The organism is Streptomyces asoensis (assembly GCF_013085465.1).
GTDB lineage: Bacteria > Actinomycetota > Actinomycetes > Streptomycetales > Streptomycetaceae > Streptomyces > Streptomyces cacaoi_A.
In genome coordinates this window covers 7,333,096-7,350,760 of record NZ_CP049838.1, presented here as the reverse complement: position 1 = coordinate 7,350,760, position 17,665 = coordinate 7,333,096, and the positions used below count along the sequence as shown (strand labels likewise).

Genomic DNA, 17,665 nt, shown 5'->3' with positions numbered 1-17,665 from the left:
CGGCTCAGGCGAGCGGAGCCGGTACGTACGGCGCGAGGTCCGCCGCCAGCTCCTCGTGCACCCGCACCTTCAGCAGGGTGCCCTCCGCCGTGTGCTCCGCGGAGATCACCTCGCCCTCGGTGTGGGCGCGGGCGACCAGTCCACCGTGGGTGTACGGCACGAGCGCCTCCACCTCGACCGACGGCCGCGGCAGCTCGTTGTCGATCAGCGCGAGCAGCTCGTCGATGCCCTGGCCGGTGCGGGCCGAGACCGCGATGGAGCGCTTCTCGATCCGCATGAGCCGCTGGAGCGTCAGCGGGTCGGCCGCGTCCGCCTTGTTGATCACGACGATCTCGGGCACGCCGGTGGCGCCGACGTCCCGGACCACCTCGCGTACGGCGGCCAGCTGCTCCTCCGGGTTCGGGTGCGAGCCGTCCACCACGTGCAGGATCAGGTCGGACTCGCCGACCTCTTCCATGGTGGAGCGGAACGCCTCGACCAGGTGGTGCGGCAGGTGCCTGACGAAGCCGACCGTGTCCGCCAGCGTGTACAGGCGGCCGCTCGGGGTCTCCGCCCGGCGCACGGTCGGGTCCAGGGTCGCGAACAGGGCGTTCTCGACCAGGACGCCCGCGCCCGTGAGGCGGTTGAGCAGCGACGACTTACCGGCGTTGGTGTAGCCCGCGATGGCGACGGACGGCACCTTGTGGCGCTTGCGCTCCTGGCGCTTGATCTCGCGGCCGGTCTTCATCTCCGCGATCTCCCGGCGCATCTTCGCCATCTTCTCGCGGATCCGGCGCCGGTCCGTCTCGATCTTGGTCTCACCGGGGCCACGGGTGGCGAGGCCGCCGCCCTTGCCGCCGCCCATCTGCCGGGACAGCGACTGACCCCAGCCGCGCAGCCTCGGCAGCATGTACTGCATCTGCGCGAGCGCGACCTGCGCCTTGCCCTCTCGGGACTTGGCGTGCTGGGCGAAGATGTCCAGGATCAGGGCCGTACGGTCGATGACCTTGACCTTGACGACGTCCTCGAGGTGGATCAGCTGGCCCGGGCTGAGCTCACCGTCGCAGATGACGGTGTCCGCGCCCGTCTCGAGCACGATGTCGCGCAGCTCCTGGGCCTTGCCGGAGCCGATGTAGGTGGCCGCGTCGGGCTTGTCACGGCGCTGGATGACGCCGTCGAGCACCAGAGCGCCCGCCGTCTCCGCGAGGGCGGCCAGCTCCGCGAGGGAGTTGTCCGCGTCCTGTGCGGTTCCCGTGGTCCAGACGCCGACGAGCACGACCCGCTCCAGGCGGAGCTGCCGGTACTCGACCTCGGTGACGTCCTCGAGTTCGGTGGAGAGACCCGCCACGCGGCGCAGGGCCGCGCGCTCGGAGCGGTCGAACTGGTCGCCGTCCCGGTCTCCGTCGATCTCGTGGCTCCAGGCGACGTCCTCTTCCATCAGGGCATCGGCCCGGAGACCTTCGGGGTAGGCGTGCGTAACGCGCTGGGTGTCCTGGGAAGGGGAAGAAGAGGAGGTCATTGGGTCCTTACGTCGTTGGATGCCGGTACGGCGGCCTTCATGAGGGACAACGCGCGAGCACCCCGGGAGATTCCCGTGTCCCGCGCTGCACCGACCTCACGATGGTCGCACGGTACGGCCCGTCTCGTCACGGCCTTATTTCGCGGCCCGCGCTGCCGGCGGGGCGACCTTCGGTGCGGCCTTCGGTTCGCCCTTGGCGACCGGCGCCGCCGGCTTCCAGTCCGGGTGGCCGGGCATCGGCGGGGTCTTCTCGCCGTACAGCCAGTCCTTGAAGAACCGGGCCAGATCGCGACCGGAGATCTCCTGGGCGAGGTGCTCGAAGTCGGCCGTGGTCGCCGTGGAGTCCCGGTGGTTGTGGACCCACGCCCGCTCGAGGTGCTCGAACGCGGTCCGGCCGATCTCCTGGCGCAGGGCGAACAGGACGAGGGCGGCGCCGTCGTAGACGTTGGGCCGGAAGATGCTGATCTTCTGGCCGGGGTTGGGGGCCTTGGGCTGCGCCGGCGGGCCTCCCGTGGAGCGCCAGCGGTCGGAGGCGCCGTAAGCCGCCTTCATCCGCGCCTCCAGCGTGCGCCCCGCCTTCTCCTCCGCGTACAGCGCCTCGTACCAGGTGGCGTGTCCCTCGTTCAGCCACAGGTCGGACCAGGTGCGCGGGCTGACGCTGTCGCCGAACCACTGGTGGGACAGCTCGTGCACCATGATCGACTCGATGTACCACTTGGGGTAGCCGGGCTCGGTGAAGAGGTCCCTCTCGAAGAGGGAGAGGGTCTGCGTCTCGAGTTCGAACCCGGTGGAGGCCTCCGCCATGAGCAGCCCGTAGGTCTCGAAGGGGTAGGGGCCGACCTTGCCCTCCATCCAGGCGATCTGGTCGGGCGTCTTCTTCAGCCACGGTTCGAGGAGTTCGCGGTCCTTGGTGGGCACGACGTCCCGTACGGGCAGTGCGTGCGGCCCCTCGCGGTGCACGACCGTGGAGCGGCCGATGGACACCTGGGCGAGCTCGGTGGCCATGGGGTGCTGGGTGCGATAGGTCCAGGTGGTGGCCTCGCCGGCCCGCTCGACCCCGGTCGGCAGCCCGCCCGCGACGGCCGTGTAGCCGTTGGGAGCGGTGATCCGGACGGTGAACATCGCCTTGTCGGACGGATGGTCGTTGCACGGGAAGACCAGGTGCGCGGCGTCCGCCTGGTTGGCCATGGCGAGGCCGTCCGCGGTCCGCACCCAGCCGCCGTCCCGGCCGCCGGTGCTCACGGGATCGCTGGTGTGCCGCACGGTGATCCGCGTCCAACTGCCGGCGGCCAGCGAGTCCTCCGGGGTGACCACCAGGTCGTCGCCGGCGCTGCTGAAGGTGGCGGGTGCGCCGTCGACCTCGACCGATTCCACCTTGCCCTGCGCGAAGTCGAGGTTGATCCGGTCCAGGGCGGTGGTGGTCCAGGCGTCGATGGTGGTGACCGCCTGGAGGGGCTTGGTGTTGGTGCCGGGATAGGTGAAGGCCAGGTCGTACGAGGCGACGTCGTACCCGGGGTTGCCCAGGTACGGGAAGAGGCGGTCGCCGACGCCGAGCGGGACCTCCGGGGCGCTCGCGGCGACGAGGCAGACGGAGACGGCCGAGGCGAGGAGCGCGGATTTCAGCCGGGCGCGAGGGGTGAGCAGCATGCACCACCGCTACCAGCGCGCACGTCCGTCACGTCGGCGACGCGCGCCCGGCCCACTCGAACGGGTTGCGCACGCGCGCGTGGCCTGTCGCCCGGGAGGACAACTGCGCGACGCGCCTTCGCTCCACGCGCGCGTGGACACCGGCACGGCCGTCCACTTCACGCGCGCGGGGGCACGGTCTACGCCGGTTCCGGGGAGGCGGGAGCGTGATGCTGCGCGCGGCCCACGTCGTAGACGCCGGGTACGTTCCGCATGGCGCGCATGAGGGTGGGCAGGTGGCCGGCGTCGGGGAGTTGCACGGTGTACGTGTGGCGCACCTGCTGCTGGTTCGGGGGCTCGACGGTCGCGGAGACGATCTCGGCGCCCTCCAGCGCCATGGCCTCGGTGAGGTCGGCGAGCAGATGGGGGCGGCCGAACGATTCGGCGACCAGGGTGACCCGGCATCCGCTGGTGTCGCCCCAGCGCACGTCGACCTCCTCGCGCCCGGCGTTCGCCATGCGCGCCACGGCGGAACACTCTGCGCGGTGCACGGTCACCACTCCCCCGCGCACCGCGAAGCCGGTGACCTCGTCGAGGGGCACGGGCGTGCAGCACCCGGCGAGCCGGACGCTGGCGTCGGGCCGGTCGACGACGGTGATCGCGGCGCCGGGCCGCGAGGCGGGGGCGTCGGGCGTGACCGTGTCGGCCGCGGGCCGGGCGATGGCCTCGGCGGCCTTGGCGGCACCGGAGTCCTGCGCCCTCTCCGCTCCCTCGTGCTCGGCCGGGGCCGGGTGCGTCGCCAGCCACCGCTGGATGGCGATGCGGGCGGCGGGAGTGTGGGCGTGCTCCAGCCACTCCCTGGAGGGCTCCGAGGCGGGGTCCTGGCCCATGAGGAGCTGGACGGTGTCGCCGTCCCGCAGAACGGTGCTGAGGGTCGCCAGACGGCCGTTCACCCGGGCGCCGATGCAGGCGTGGGCGTCCTCGCCGTACTGCGCGTACGCGGCGTCGACGCAGGTGGCTCCGTCGGGCAGGCCGAGCGTGCCGCCGTCGGGGCGGAAGACGGTGATCTCGCGGTCCTGGGCGAGGTCCTCGCGCAGGGTGGACCAGAAGGTGTCGGGATCGGGCGCGGCCTCCTGCCAGTCCAGGAGGCGGGAGAGCCAACCGGGCCGGGTCGGGTCGACGCGTTCCTCGTCGGCCGGGACCCTCCCCCGGGTCTGCTCCTCCGCGGGAGCTGTATAGGGATTGCCGAGGGCGATGACGCCGGCCTCGGCGACCTTGTGCATCTGGTGGGTGCGGATGAGGACTTCGGCAACCTGGCCGTCCTCGCGGGCGACGGCGGTGTGCAGCGACTGGTACAGGTTGAACTTGGGAACGGCGATGAAGTCCTTGAACTCCGAGACGACCGGCGTCATACAGGTGTGCAGTTCGCCCAGGACGGCGTAACAGTCGGCGTCCTCGTTCACCAGGACCAGCAGCCGGCCGAAGTCGGCGCCCCGCATGCGGCCGCGCTTGCGGGACGCGCGGTGCACGGAGACGAAGTGCCGTGGGCGGATGAGGACTTCGGCCTGGATGTCGGCGTCGCGCAGGACCGTGCGCATCGCCTCGGCGAACTCCGCGAGGGGGTCGTCCGCGCGGGAGGCGTTGTCGACGATCAGTTCGCGGGTGTGCTCGTACTCCTCGGGATGCAGGATCGCGAAGACGAGGTCTTCCAGCTCGGTCTTGAGGGCCTGGACACCGAGGCGTTCGGCGAGCGGGATGAGGACGTCGCGGGTGACCTTGGCGATGCGTTCCTGTTTCTCGGGGCGCATCACGCCGAGGGTGCGCATGTTGTGCAGCCGGTCGGCGAGTTTGATCGACATCACGCGGACGTCGTTGCCGGTGGCGACGAGCATCTTGCGGAAGGTCTCGGGCTCGGCGGCCGCGCCGTAGTCGACCTTCTCCAACTTCGTGACACCGTCGACGAGATAGCGCACTTCGGCGCCGAACTCCTCGCCGACCTGATCGAGCGTCACATCGGTGTCCTCGACGGTGTCGTGGAGCAGTGAGGCCGTCAGGGCCGTGGTCTCCGCGCCGAGTTCGGCGAGGATCAGGGTCACGGCGAGCGGGTGGGTGATGTAGGGCTCGCCGCTCTTGCGCATCTGGCCGCGGTGCGAGGACTCGGCGAGCACATAGGCGCGGTGCAGCGGTTCCAGGTCGGCGTCGGGGTGGTGGGCGCGATGGGCCTCGACCACGTGGCCGATCGCGTCGGGCAGCCGGCCGCGGGAGGCCGGGCCGAGCAGCGCAGCCCGGCCGAGGCGACGCAGGTCGATCCGGGGGCGACTGCGCCTGCGGGGCGCTGAAGGCACTACCGGGCCTGGGGTCGCGGGATTCGTGGCCTCCGCACTCATGGGCACCTCCGGCTGCGTGGACCGGCGGACGGGGTGTCCCAGGGCGGACACGGCTCAGGGGACTGGTGAACGGTCCCCCGTCCGGGCCGGTGCTTGATGCTACCGAGCCCATCACGCGCGACTGACCGCCTCTCGCCGAGCGTGAAACGGATCACCCATTCGAGCGACGGGCCGGGGGTTTACGATTTTGAGCCGCCCGGCCTGATCTCGATCGTGAATTCGAGCCCACGACCGGCCCCCGGAGCGCGACCCTCCGGGCCGGCAGGTCGCTCCCGCCTCCGATGCCAAGCCTCCGTGAAATCAGCGGGCGACTGTTTCCAGCCACTCCGGATCGATCTCGCCTGTGGCGACGATCACTGCGGGCCCTGTCATCTCGATCTCACCGTCGGGCCGCTCGGTGATCAGCAGACGTCCGCCGGGAACGTCCACGACGTACGTCGCCGGTACGCCGGTGGCCGCCGGGTCGGCGCCGTCCCGGCGCGCGGCCGCCACGGCGACGGCGCACGCGCCCGTGCCGCACGAGCGGGTCTCGCCGGCCCCGCGCTCGTGCACGCGCAGGGCGACGTGCTGTGGACCGCGGTCCACGACGAACTCGACGTTGACCCCGTCCGGGTACGCCGAGGCGGGGCTGAACGGCGGTGGGGCCAGCAGGTCGCCCGCGTGCGCGAGGTCCGCCACGAAGGCGACGGCGTGCGGGTTGCCCATGTTCACGTTCCGCGCGGGCCAGCTGCGCTCGCCGACGCTCACCGTGACGTCCCCTTCGGGGAGACGGGCCCTGCCCATGCCGACGGTGACGTCACCCTCCTTGTCGAGGTGCGCGCGCTTCACGCCCCCGCGCGTGGCGACCGCGAGGTCGCCCTCGGTGACGAGTCCGGCGTGCTGGAGGTAGCGCGCGAACACCCGGACGCCGTTGCCGCACATCTCCGCGACGGAGCCGTCGCCGTTGCGGTAGTCCATGAACCACTCCGCCTCGGCCGCCATGTCCTTCGCCTCGGGGTGCGCGGCGGACCGCACGACGTGCAGCAGCCCGTCACCTCCGATGCCCGCGCGGCGGTCGCACAGGGCGGCGACGGCGGCCGGGGGGAGGTCGATGGCGTTCTCGGGGTCCGGGACGATCACGAAGTCGTTCTCGGTGCCGTGACCCTTGAGGAAGGCGATCCGCGTGCTCATTCCTCGATCGTACGGGGTGGCCAGGACACCCCGTCCCGGGGCGGCCGCGCCGGTGAGCACGCGCGCGTGGAGCTCAGCGCAGCCTGGCGACCCGTCCGACGGCCAGGGCCACCACCGCGGCGACCATCACGACGTAGGCGAGGACGACCCGCCAGTCGGGACGGCGCCCGGAGCCGCGCTGGGGCAGGCCGGGCCACGTGTAACCCACGCGTCGCGCGGCCATCATTCCCCAGCCGGCCGCACAGGAGCAGATGAGCAGCCCGAGCATGGCGATCATGGCGCCGCTGTCACCGAAGTCGAAGGCGAGCGGGAAGGCGAACATCAGGGAGCCGACCGCGGCCAGCGTCACGATGGGCGCGAGCTGCCAGATCCGAAGCCGACGCTGCGGGCGCAGCTCGACCTCGACCTCGGGTCCGCCCGCGAACATCTCCTCGGGCTCGGGACCGTCGTCGCTCACGCCGTCCCGGGTGTCGTCCTCGTCCGGCCCGTCGGGGCTCAGACGGCCTTCCTCGGGCTCCGGTTCACCACGCTCGGTGGTGAGGTGCTCGGTGCCTTTTGCGGTGTCGCGAGGGCCGGCCTCCATCGCCACGCGCCCTCCCAACTCGGACTCCACTTGGTCGATCGAAGCTCGATGATGGCACGGCGTCGGATGCCCGGATGACGGCCTGGGCGTCCCGATGCCATGACGTGATCAGGCTGTGACCGGTCGTTCCACCAACGCCAGCGCGAGCTCCGGAAGTTCTGTGAGGTCAGCCGCAGCCCCACTCAACCAGTGCACCCGCGGATCGCGCCTGAACCACGAATCCTGACGGCGCGCGAAGCGCTTGGTGGCACGGACCGTCTCGGCGCGCGCCTCGTCCTGGGTGCACTCGCCGGTCAGGGCGGTGAGGACCTGCTGGTAGCCGAGCGCGCGCGAGGCCGTGCGCCCCGCACGCAGGCCCTGCGCCTCCAGCGCGCGGACCTCGTCCACCAGCCCCGCGTCCCACATCCGGTCGACGCGGCGGGCGATGCGCTCGTCCAGTTCGGGGCGCGCCACGTCGACCCCGATCTGGACGGTGTCGTAGACCGAGTCGTGACCGGGCAGGTTGGCCGTGAAGGGCTTGCCGGTGATCTCGATCACCTCGAGGGCCCGGACGATACGGCGGCCGTTGCCGGGCAGGATGGCCTGCGCGGCCTCGGGGTCGGCGGCGGCCAGCCGGGCGTGCAGCGCGCCCGAGCCGCGGAGCGTGAGCTCCTCCTCCAGCCGGGCCCGGACCTCGGGGTCGGTGCCGGGGAACTCCAGGTTGTCGACGGCTCCTCGGACGTACAGCCCCGAGCCTCCGACGAGGATCGGCCAACGGCCCTCGGCGAGCAGGGTGTCGATCTTTTGGCGGGCCAGCCGCTGGTACTCGGCGACGGACGCGGTTTCCGTCACGTCCCAGACGTCCAGGAGGTGGTGCGGGACGCCACCGCGCTCCTCGAGCGTCAGCTTGGCGGTGCCGATGTCCATCCCTCGGTAGAGCTGCATGGAGTCGGCGTTGACGACTTCGCCGCCGAGCCGCTGGGCCAGGAATACGCCCAGATCGGACTTTCCGGCCGCGGTCGGTCCGACGACGGCGATGACGTGGGGGGCGGGGGGTGCGCTGCTCACGGCACCAGTCTCGCAAACCCCGACCACCGCTCTCGAACGAGTTACGTGACGACGCCGGCGCGAGGTCGTTGCCCGTTGCGAGATTCCCGTCTCCCTTCGCGGGGGCGGTGACCCCGGTGACGCAAACGGACGCACCGGCCAACGCGGGATTTCGCCCGCACGAGTACCGTATGGAGTGGATATGGGCGTATTGGCGCGAATTTTTCGGAGGTCGAGGGCGACGGAGGAAGCGACGGCGGAGACGGCGAGCGCCGCCGACACACCGACCGGTACGCCGATGGACGGCATCGAGGCGGAGCCGACGGGCGCGCCGACGTCGGCGCAGGAGTCGGCCGAGGCCGAAGAGGCTGGAAGCGGCGCCGAGCCGGAGCCGGACAAGACGACGGAACCGGTTGCCGTCGCCGCCACCGACGGGGTCGAGATTCCCCGGCAGCAGTCCGCCGAAGAGGCGGCCGACAGCGAAGCGGGCGAAGGCGCCCGCGCCTAACGGAACCCGCGAGGAAGGTGCCCCATGGGTCTTTTCGACAATTTGAAGGCCAAACTCTCCCCGGCCAAGGGCAAGGTCTCGGGCCTCGCGCAACAGCACGGGGACAAGGTCCAGCACGGTCTCGACAAGGCCGCGAAGGTCGTCGACGAGAAGACCAAGGGCAAGTACAGCGACACCATCCACTCGGGCACCGGTAAGGCCAAGGGCGCCGTGGACCGGCTCGCGCACAAGGACGAACCCGCCGGGGGCGGCGACACCTTCACCCCGCCGAACACTCCCCCGCCGGCCTCCTGAGCAGCAGGCACCTCACGCCGGCCCATCGATCGGCGGACGGCCGCGCAGCGGAAACGCTCGCGGCCGTCCGCCGTTTCACCGGCCGGTACCGCTCAACCGGAAGCCGTACGACGGAGCCGTACGACGCCGCCGTACGGCCGCCTACGACCAGGTCGCGACCACGTATCCCACGCCGTAGGGCGCGTCCTCGTAGAGCAGCGCGCCCGTCAGCCCGGCGTCCTCGGCCGCGCCCGCCAGCACCTGCCAGGGCGCCCGGCCCGAGGCCTTGAGCTCGTACGCCAACTCGGCGTCCAGCGCCTTGAGGGCCGCGAGGTCCGCCGTGCCGAGCGCCCGCGCGACCTCGGCGTCGAACGGAGCCGCGCGCTCGTCGAGATAGCCCGGCGCCTTCAGCGTCCGGCACGCGCTGGCGTCGCCCATCACCAGCAGCGCGACCCGCTCCGCCGCCGCGCCGATGCCCCGGCCGACGTCGACGCACCGCTCGGCCGCGATCGGTTCCCCGACGCCGAGTCCCTCGACGGGGGCGGCCGACCACCCCGTCCGCTCGAGCAGCCAGGCGGCGACGGCGAGGGACGGCGGCAGTTCACGTGCGGACGGCGTGTCCCCGCCGCCCCGGCCCAGCCGTACGGCGAGATCCACCCCGAAGCCGGCGAACGAACCCCGTCCGCCCTCCGGGTGCGGGCCACGCCCGGACTGCTCGGCCGGCCCGACGACCACGAGCCGGTCCGGCCGGGCGGCGGCCAGCACGGACAGCGCGTCGGAGCAGGCGGCTCGCGCGGCATCCAGCTCGGCAGCGGCGCCCGCGGCGACCTCGGGTACCAGCAGGGGCGGACAGGGACAGACTGCGGCGGCGACAAGCATGATCGGCAGGGTAGCCCCGTACGAGAGCCACAGGGCTACCGGCCAGGTGCCGCGCCGGCTGTCAGTCGCAGCCGCAGCCGCTGCCCGTGGCCACCGGCAGTGGCGCGGGCACGCCGATCTTGGGCAGGCCGAGCAGGACGCCGGCCGGCTTCTCCGCCTTCTCGGCGGTGCGCTTCTCCCAGGCTTCCCCCGCGCGCGTGCGGCGTACTTCCAGGACCGGGCCTTCCGCCAGGAGGTGATGCGGGGCGGCGTACGTCACCTCGACGGTCACGACGTCGCCGGGGCGCACCTCCTGCTCCGGCTTGCTGAAGTGGACCAGGCGGTTGTCGGGGGCGCGGCCGGAGAGACGATGGGTGGCGCCGTCCTTGCGGCCCTCGCCCTCGGCCACCATCAGCTCCAGGGTGCGACCGACCTGCTTCTTGTTCTCCTCCCAGGAGATCTCCTCCTGGAGGGCGACCAGACGCTCGTAGCGCGCCTGCACGACCGCCTTGGGGATCTGGTCCTCCATGGTCGCGGCGGGGGTGCCGGGGCGCTTGGAGTACTGGAAGGTGAACGCCTGCGCGAAACGGGCCTCGCGGACCGCGTGCAGGGTCTGCTCGAAGTCCTCCTCGGTCTCGCCGGGGAAGCCCACGATGATGTCGGTGGTGATCGCCGCGTGCGGGATGGCGGCCCGCACCTTCTCGATGATCCCCAGGTAGCGCTCCTGCCGGTAGGACCGGCGCATCGCCTTCAGGACCGTGTCCGAGCCGGACTGGAGGGGCATGTGCAGCTGCGGCATCACGTTGGGCGTCTCGGCCATGGCCGCGATGACGTCGTCGGTGAAGTCGCGCGGGTGCGGGGAGGTGAAGCGGACGCGCTCCAGGCCCTCGATCGCGCCGCACGCGCGGAGCAGCTTGCTGAAGGCCTCGCGGTCGCCGATGTCGGAGCCGTAGGCGTTGACGTTCTGGCCGAGCAGGGTGATCTCGGAGACGCCCTCACCGACCAGCGCCTCGATCTCGGCGAGGATGTCGCCGGTGCGGCGGTCCTTCTCCTTGCCCCGCAGGGCCGGGACGATGCAGAAGGTGCAGGTGTTGTTGCAGCCGACGGAGATCGACACCCAGGCCGCGTAGGCGCTCTCACGCCGCGTCGGCAGGGTGGAGGGGAAGGCCTCGAGCGACTCGGCGATCTCGACCTGGGCCTCTTCCTGCACGCGCGCGCGTTCCAGCAGGACCGGGAGCTTGCCGATGTTGTGCGTGCCGAAGACGACGTCGACCCAGGGCGCCTTCTTCACGATGGTGTCGCGGTCCTTCTGGGCGAGACACCCGCCGACCGCGATCTGCATCCCGGGCCGGCTCGCCTTCCTCGGCGCGAGTCGGCCGAGGTTGCCGTAGAGGCGGTTGTCGGCGTTCTCGCGCACCGCGCAGGTGTTGAAGACGACGACGTCCGCGTCACCGTCGGACCCCTCAGGGGCGCGCACATACCCGGCTTCTTCGAGCAGCCCGGACAATCGCTCGGAGTCATGGACGTTCATCTGGCACCCATAGGTGCGGATCTCGTAGCTCTTGGGTGTGTGAACGTCCACTGCGAGGCTCCGGTCGCTGCTGCTGGTCATGGCTCAAGGGTAGGCGCTCCCCGAAGAACGCCCGTCTGCCTCCGTTCGCGGGACCGACCGCGACCACCGGCGTCACCGCCGACGGCTGCTGGCTGTACGGCGGCGGCTCCTTCGGCACCTCGGGCACGGACGCGCTCTTCGGCACCGCGATCGACGAGTGACGCGCGCGGCCGCCCAGGGTGTCACGGGTCGATGAGGCCCGCGCGGATCACATAGCGGGTGAGCTCCAGGCGGTCGCGCATGCCGAGTTTGTGCAGGAGGTTGGCGCGATGCCGTTCCACCGTCTTGGCGCTGATGAACAGCAGCGCGCCGATCTCCCTGAAGGTATGCCCCTCGGCGACGAGCTTGAGGATCTCCTCCTCGCGCTCGGTGATGGGCCGCTCGGACAACCCGTCGACACCGTCGCCGCGATGCAGCCGGTCCAGGTACGAGCGGACCAGGGCCCGCTCCGCGCCCGGACAGATGAACGGCTCGTCCCGCACCACCGCCCGGCACGCCTCGACCAGGTCCCGGTCGGCGACCGACTTCAGGACGTAGCCGCCCGCTCCGGCCTTGAGCGCCTCGAAGAAGTACTGCTCGTTGTCGTACATGGTCAGGATGAGGATGCGCAGGGCCGGGAGGCGGCGGGACAGTTCACGGGCCGCCTGGAGCCCGGTCATCCGGGGCATGGCCACGTCGAGGACGGCCAGGTCGATGTCCCCGGCCCGGGCGCGCTCGACCGCCTCGGCGCCGTCCCCGGCCTCGGCGACCACCGTCAGGTCGGGCTCGCCGTCCAGGATGAGCCGTACACCCCGGCGTACGAGGGTGTGGTCGTCGGCGAGCAGGACGCGGGTCGGAGAGGGCGCCGATCCAGGTGCGGCCGATGCTGTGCCGTCCGCCATCAGCGGCCTCCGACCGGGGCCGCCGCGTCCACCCGGCCGGCCCTCGCGGCCGCCCGCAGCCGTATGTCCGTCCCGCCGCCGTCCGTCCCCGACGACACCGTGAGGGTCGCGCCGATCAACAGGGCCCGCTCCCGCATCCCCCGGATCCCGGCGCCCTCCCCGGCCGCCGCGCCCAGACCCCTGCCGTTGTCCTGTACGAGGAGCTCGACGCCGTCGGTGACCGGGCGGAGGCGGAGCTCGGCACGGTCGGCGCCGGCGTGCCGGGCGGTGTTGGTGAGGGCCTCCTGGGCCACGCGGTAGAGCACGAGTTCCGTCTCCTCGGTCAGCGGGGGCAGGCCGGTGCGAAGGTCGTGGCGCACCGTCAGTCCATGGGTGGTGAACTCGCCCGCGAGCGAGCGCAGGGCGCTGAGCAGTCCGAGTTCGTCGAGGACGCCGGGGCGCAGCCGACGGGCGATGCGGCGGATCTCGTCGAGGCCGGCCCGGGTGGCCTCCTGCGCCTGGCCGAGTTCCTCGCGCAGGTCCCGCGGGGCCCGGTCGGCGACGCGCTTGAGCTGGAGCAGCACGGCGGTGAGGGTCTGGCCGACCTCGTCGTGGAGTTCGCGGGCGATGCGGTGGCGCTCGCGTTCCTGGGCGGACAGCGCCCCGGCCGCGCTGGCGGCGCGCTCGGCCTCCAGCCGGTCCAGCATCGCGTTGTACGTCGTGATCAGCTCGGCCGTCTCGACCGGTCCCGAGACCACGGCACGGGCCCCGGGGTGCAGCAGGTCGGCGTCGGCCATGGCCCGTCCCAGCCGCCCCAGCGGGGCCAGCCCGACGCGCAGCACGACCGCGTTGACGGTCAGCAGCGCGGCCAGACCCGCGACCACGACGAGCACCTCACCCGGCAGTATGGGCGTGGAGACGGTGACCGGGCCCAGCAGCAGTGCGGCCGCGACGATCAGACCGACTGCGTCGAGCACGAAGATCCGCCAGAACAGTGACATGTGCGCGGCTCCTCCTCGCCTGACTCGCCTGACTCGCGTGAGTCGTCCGACTCGCCCATCTCGTTCGGCTCGCTTGTCGTGTCCGGCTCGCTCGTCTCGTCCGTCTCGTTCGGCTCGCTCGTCTCGTGCAGCTCGTGCTGCTCTTGCCGTCCTTCCCGCCCCTACGGCCCTTCCGGGCCTTCCGGTTCGCGGCTCCTGTCGGCCCCCGGGCCGGTCCCGGCCGCTTCTCCATGGCACTGCCGTGACCAGCCTCTCCGCCCACCGTCGGCACTGTCCATCCGTCACGACACCCATGTCGTCACCGTACGGGGGGATGGCAGCATGGCGGCTTTGGGCACTCGTCCCAGACGTCACAGGAAACGCCCAGCAACGACCAGCAAGGGGAAGAAACGTGTCTGCTCCACGCCTCCGGACCACACCGCTGCCAGGCATCGGAGTCCAGTACGACCTCGTGACGCGGGAGCAGCGCCACCTGTCCGTGGTGGCCCACCGCGACGGCACGCGGACGGTCGGCCTGTACCACGCGGACGACCCCGACTCCTGCGCCCAGTCCCTGCGGCTGACCGGTGCCGAGGCGGGCTCGCTGATCGACGCGCTGATGCCGTCCCACCACAGCGCGAGCCTGCTCTACACCACGGACCTGGGGCTGGTCGCCGAGCGCATCGAGGTGGCGGCCACCTCGCGCTGGAACGGGCGGCTGCTGGGCGACACCCGGATGCGCACGGAGACCGGCACCTCCATCGTCGCGGTGCTGCGGCGGGCCGAGGCGATCCCGTCCCCGGCGCCGGACTTCCGTCTCGCGGGCGGCGACACCCTCATCGTCATCGGCACCCGCGAAGGTGTGGACGCGGCCGCGGCCATACTCGGGCGGGAGTGATCGAGTGCACTCCGCAGTCCTGCTGATCGAGTTCGGTTCCATCATCCTCGGCCTCGGCCTGCTCGGCCGGTTCGCCGCCCGTTTCCGGTTCTCGCCGATCCCGCTGTACCTGCTGTCCGGTCTGGCCTTCGGTGAGGGCGGGCTGCTGCCGCTCGGCGCGAGCGAGGAGTTCGTCGCCACCGGTGCCGAGATCGGCGTCATCCTGTTGCTGCTGATGCTCGGCCTGGAGTACACGGCCAGCGATCTGGTCTCCAACCTCAAGGCCCACTATCCGGCCGGTCTCGTCGACTGCGCCCTCAACGCCCTGCCGGGCGCGGCCGCCGCGCTGCTACTGGGCTGGGGACCGGTGGCGGCCGTGGTGCTGGCGGGCGTCACCTGGATCTCCTCGTCCGGGGTGATTGCCAAGGTGCTGGGCGACCTGGGCCGGGTCGGCAACCGGGAGACCCCGGTGATCCTCAGCGTGCTGGTCCTCGAGGACCTGGCCATGGCGGTCTACCTGCCCATCGTCACCGCCCTGGTGGCCGGGGTCGGGCTGGCGGCCGGCAGCGTCACCCTGGCGATCGCGCTGGGCGTCGCGGGGCTCGTGCTGTTCGCGGCGGTGCGCTACGGGCGGGTCATCTCCCGGTTCGTGTCGAGCGACGACCCGGAGAAGCTGCTCCTCGTCGTGCTGGGGCTCACCATCCTGGTCGCCGGCGTGGCGCAGCAGCTCCAGGTGTCGGCGGCCGTGGGGGCGTTCCTGGTGGGCATCGCGCTGTCCGGGGAGGTCGCCGAGGGCGCGCACACCCTGCTGAGCCCGCTGCGCGACCTGTTCGCCGCCGTCTTCTTCGTCTTCTTCGGGCTGCACACCGACCCGGCGAGCATCCCTCCCGTCCTGCTGCCCGCCCTCGCGCTGGCGGTCGTCACCGCCGCGACGAAGATCGCCACCGGCTACTGGGCGGCCCGGCGGTCCGGGATCTCGGTCAAGGGGCGCTGGCGTGCGGGCGGCGCGCTGGTGGCGCGCGGCGAGTTCTCGATCGTCATCGCGGGGCTGGCGGTCACCGCCGGGATCGAGCCTTCTCTCGGGCCGCTGGCCACGGCGTACGTCCTGATCCTGGTCGTCCTGGGCCCGCTCACCGCCCGTTACACGGAGCCGTTGGCGGCTTGGTGGGCGCGGCGCCGGACGCCCCACGACCACGGCACGACCGAGCAGCTTCCCGAGGCGAGGACGCAGACGGCGGTACGCGACTGAGGCGCAGTGGGCGACTGAGGTGCGGTGGGCGCCCGGACCGCACTCCGGGCCCTCACCGCACCCCGTGGCATACGTCACAGCACAGCGTGTCCGGATCACGGAGTGGCGAGGAGAGCGCCATGGCATGCTCATGGCTCGTTACCGGCCAGTAGGAACAGTGCCAGGCCGGTCCCCCTTTCCCTCACCCCCCATCTCCAGGACTGACCTTGCGCAGACGCACGAGGCACTCCCGTGCCCTCATGCCCGCCTTAGCCGCATCCGCTCTCCTCCTCGCCGCGGGCTGCTCCTCCCCCTCCTCACAGGCCGAACCCTCCTCCTCGGCGGCCGCCCGTCAGGCCGACGAGGAGACCGCCGCCTCCGCCGCCGACCGCTCGCTGGCGGTGGCCGCCGCACCGACCGGCAGCACCGCGACCGCCACGGCCCGCCCGGGTGACTCCGACGGGCGGGCCCACCGGACGAAGCTCAGCGTCAGCTCGTACGACGGCAAGACCCGACGGGCCGTCATCTCCTCCGACACCGCGCCCTCGTCAACGCCCTCCGCCACGAGCTCCCCATCGGGCTCCTCTTCCCCCTCGTCCTCGCCGAGCGCGTCGGCCGCACCGCACCGCACCGCCGTCGGCGACGTCATCGCCAGCGCCCCCGCGCCCGGTGCGCCGGACGGGCTCCTCGCCGAGGTCACGAAGGTGATCGGCGAGACCGACGAGGGCACCGAGGTACAGACCGCACCGGCCCGGCTCAACGCCCTGCTCGGGGACGACACCGCCAAGGGCAGCGTGCCGGTCGACCCGGCCGCGTTCGACATCGACGAGCTGCTGCCCGACGTCGACGTCTCCTGGTCGAAGACGGCCGACGTGCACGTGGGCCCGGAGGGAGCGACGGTTCCGCTCGGCAGCCTGCGGCTCGACGTGCGGGCCGACCTTCCGACCGTCGGGAACACGTCCGCGTCGGCGGCCGCCTCCGTCTCCGGCTTCGTGCAGGTCGCCCCGCAGGTCGACTTCCGCTACGGCGGCGAGGGCACCGCCGCCGCGCCCGCCGCGGCGTACCTGGGCGTGTCCGGCGACTGGACCTCGGGCTGGTCGCTCAAGGGCCGCGCGGGCGCCTCCGCCACGCCGGTGCGGATCCCCTTCGCCACCCTGCACGCCGATCCGGTCCTCCAGGTCGGCCCCGTGCCTGTCGTGGTCAACCTGGACCTGACCTGCTACATCCAGGTGAGCGGCGACGGCAGGATCACCGTCGACGTGGAGCAGAGCCTCCAGGGCGACTTCAAGGCGGGCGGCACCTTCGGCCTCGGCCAGGGCTGGACCCCCGTCAGCTCCTCGGACATGAAGAGCACCCCGGTGCGCACCTCCGTCACCACCGCCGGCAGCGTGCAGGCGGCGCTCGGCGCCCAGGCCACGGTCGGCCTGTACGGCAGCGTCGGCGTCGTCGCCGATCTGGCGCCCTACGTCCGCGGCGAGGGCACCGGCACGGTCACCGGCACCGATTCGGTGTTCGAAGCCGACGGTTCCTGGTCCGTGTACGGCGGGGTCGACCTGAGCGGCACCCTGCGGCTCCAGCTGACGATCTTCGGCACGCCCGTGTTCCAGCGGGACATCCCGCTGGGCGCGCTGCACCGGGAGTGGAAGCTGGCGGGCGGCGGGTCACCCTCCTGACCGGTCCGCCGGCTTCAGGCCGCGCCGCCAGGGGTCCAGCCCTGGCGGCGCAGCACCGCGGACACGTCCGGTATCTCGTAGTGCTCCCCCTTGAGGACCTTGCCGTCGGCACGCCGGGCGACCTGGCCGTCGGGGCCCAGCTTGGTCATGTTGGACCGGTGGATCTCGGCGAGCACCGCGTCGAGGTCGATCCCGTGCACCAGGGCCGTGCCGTAGGCGACGTAGACGACATCGGCCAGCTCGTGCGCGAGCCGGTCCAGCGGGCCGCTCACCGCCACCTCGGCGACCTCCGCCGCCTCCTCTGCGAGGAGCTCTCCGCGGTGCGCGGCGAGGCGGGGCGACACCTCCGTCGGCGTGCTGCGGGCGTCGAGCCCGAAGGCACGGTGGAACTCACGGACCAGTTCGGCGGGCGAGGAACTCATGCACCGACTGTAACGACGGCCACTGACACTCCGGTCCGGAACCGGCCCTGTGAGCCCCGCCCTGGTCAGCACCGCGTTCCGGCT

Annotated in this window: 16 protein-coding genes; 5 read left to right on the top strand and 11 right to left on the bottom strand. The window is 72.1% G+C overall.

The features are described from left to right. Positions 1-4 precede the first annotated feature (4 nt). The 6 genes from hflX to miaA all read right to left on the bottom strand — a co-directional run bounded on the left by hflX (position 5) and on the right by miaA (position 8,311). Positions 5-1,498: a GTPase HflX gene (hflX, locus tag G9272_RS33100; RefSeq protein WP_171399912.1), complete on the bottom strand. Its 1,494-nt coding sequence runs from the start codon at positions 1,496-1,498 to the stop codon at positions 5-7. 135 nt (positions 1,499-1,633) lie between these two features. Next, positions 1,634-3,145: a M1 family metallopeptidase gene (locus G9272_RS33095; RefSeq protein ID WP_171399911.1), complete on the bottom strand. Its 1,512-nt coding sequence runs from the start codon at positions 3,143-3,145 to the stop codon at positions 1,634-1,636. A 179-nt stretch (positions 3,146-3,324) separates the two neighbouring features. Then, positions 3,325-5,511: a RelA/SpoT family protein gene (locus G9272_RS33090; RefSeq protein ID WP_171399910.1), complete on the bottom strand. Its 2,187-nt coding sequence runs from the start codon at positions 5,509-5,511 to the stop codon at positions 3,325-3,327. A 300-nt stretch (positions 5,512-5,811) separates the two neighbouring features. Continuing rightward, entirely contained in the window at positions 5,812-6,681 is an 870-nt protein-coding gene (gene dapF, locus G9272_RS33085) for a diaminopimelate epimerase (RefSeq protein WP_171399909.1), read from the bottom strand. Positions 6,682-6,754: 73 nt separating this feature from the next. Further along, a complete protein-coding gene (locus tag G9272_RS33080) occupies positions 6,755-7,264 on the bottom strand; it encodes a hypothetical protein (protein WP_171402272.1) in 510 nt (169 codons plus the stop codon). Positions 7,265-7,372: 108 nt separating this feature from the next. After that, positions 7,373-8,311, bottom strand: a complete 939-nt coding sequence (miaA, locus tag G9272_RS33075) for a tRNA (adenosine(37)-N6)-dimethylallyltransferase MiaA (RefSeq protein WP_171399908.1) — start codon at positions 8,309-8,311, stop codon at positions 7,373-7,375. 277 nt (positions 8,312-8,588) lie between these two features. Between miaA and G9272_RS33070 the strand changes: the two genes are divergently transcribed. Beyond that, positions 8,589-8,798, top strand: coding sequence for a gliding motility protein (locus tag G9272_RS33070; protein WP_253268014.1), 210 nt, complete (start codon positions 8,589-8,591; stop codon positions 8,796-8,798). Between the two features lie 24 nt (positions 8,799-8,822). Beyond that, positions 8,823-9,092, top strand: coding sequence for an antitoxin (locus G9272_RS33065; RefSeq protein WP_171399906.1), 270 nt, complete (start codon positions 8,823-8,825; stop codon positions 9,090-9,092). A 141-nt stretch (positions 9,093-9,233) separates the two neighbouring features. Here the strand turns inward: G9272_RS33065 and G9272_RS33060 are convergent, their stop codons facing one another. The 4 genes from G9272_RS33060 to G9272_RS33045 all read right to left on the bottom strand — a co-directional run bounded on the left by G9272_RS33060 (position 9,234) and on the right by G9272_RS33045 (position 13,402). Beyond that, positions 9,234-9,950: a class III extradiol dioxygenase subunit B-like domain-containing protein gene (locus G9272_RS33060; protein WP_171399905.1), complete on the bottom strand. Its 717-nt coding sequence runs from the start codon at positions 9,948-9,950 to the stop codon at positions 9,234-9,236. Between the two features lie 61 nt (positions 9,951-10,011). Next, positions 10,012-11,541: a tRNA (N6-isopentenyl adenosine(37)-C2)-methylthiotransferase MiaB gene (gene miaB / locus G9272_RS33055; RefSeq protein ID WP_171399904.1), complete on the bottom strand. Its 1,530-nt coding sequence runs from the start codon at positions 11,539-11,541 to the stop codon at positions 10,012-10,014. A gap of 182 nt (positions 11,542-11,723) precedes the next feature. Next, a complete protein-coding gene (locus G9272_RS33050; protein WP_171399903.1) occupies positions 11,724-12,422 on the bottom strand; it encodes a response regulator in 699 nt (232 codons plus the stop codon). Further along, entirely contained in the window at positions 12,422-13,402 is a 981-nt protein-coding gene (locus G9272_RS33045) for a sensor histidine kinase (RefSeq protein WP_171399902.1), read from the bottom strand. Before G9272_RS33045 ends, G9272_RS33050 begins: the two co-directional genes overlap by 1 nt. Before the next feature lie 391 nt (positions 13,403-13,793). Here G9272_RS33045 and G9272_RS33040 point away from each other — a divergent pair, with 391 nt between their 5' ends. The 3 genes from G9272_RS33040 to G9272_RS33030 all read left to right on the top strand — a co-directional run bounded on the left by G9272_RS33040 (position 13,794) and on the right by G9272_RS33030 (position 17,159). After that, positions 13,794-14,279 (top strand): cation:proton antiporter regulatory subunit, encoded by a 486-nt coding sequence (locus tag G9272_RS33040; RefSeq protein WP_171399901.1) that lies wholly within the window; start codon positions 13,794-13,796, stop codon positions 14,277-14,279. Positions 14,280-14,283: 4 nt separating this feature from the next. After that, positions 14,284-15,507, top strand: a complete 1,224-nt coding sequence (locus G9272_RS33035; protein ID WP_171399900.1) for a cation:proton antiporter — start codon at positions 14,284-14,286, stop codon at positions 15,505-15,507. 239 nt (positions 15,508-15,746) lie between these two features. Beyond that, complete coding sequence (locus G9272_RS33030) at positions 15,747-17,159, top strand: hypothetical protein (RefSeq protein ID WP_171399899.1); 1,413 nt, start codon at positions 15,747-15,749, stop codon at positions 17,157-17,159. A 14-nt stretch (positions 17,160-17,173) separates the two neighbouring features. Here G9272_RS33030 and G9272_RS33025 read toward each other — a convergent pair whose 3' ends face one another. Then, a complete protein-coding gene (locus G9272_RS33025; protein WP_171399898.1) occupies positions 17,174-17,581 on the bottom strand; it encodes a MazG nucleotide pyrophosphohydrolase domain-containing protein in 408 nt (135 codons plus the stop codon). Between the last annotated feature and the right edge of the window lie 84 nt (positions 17,582-17,665).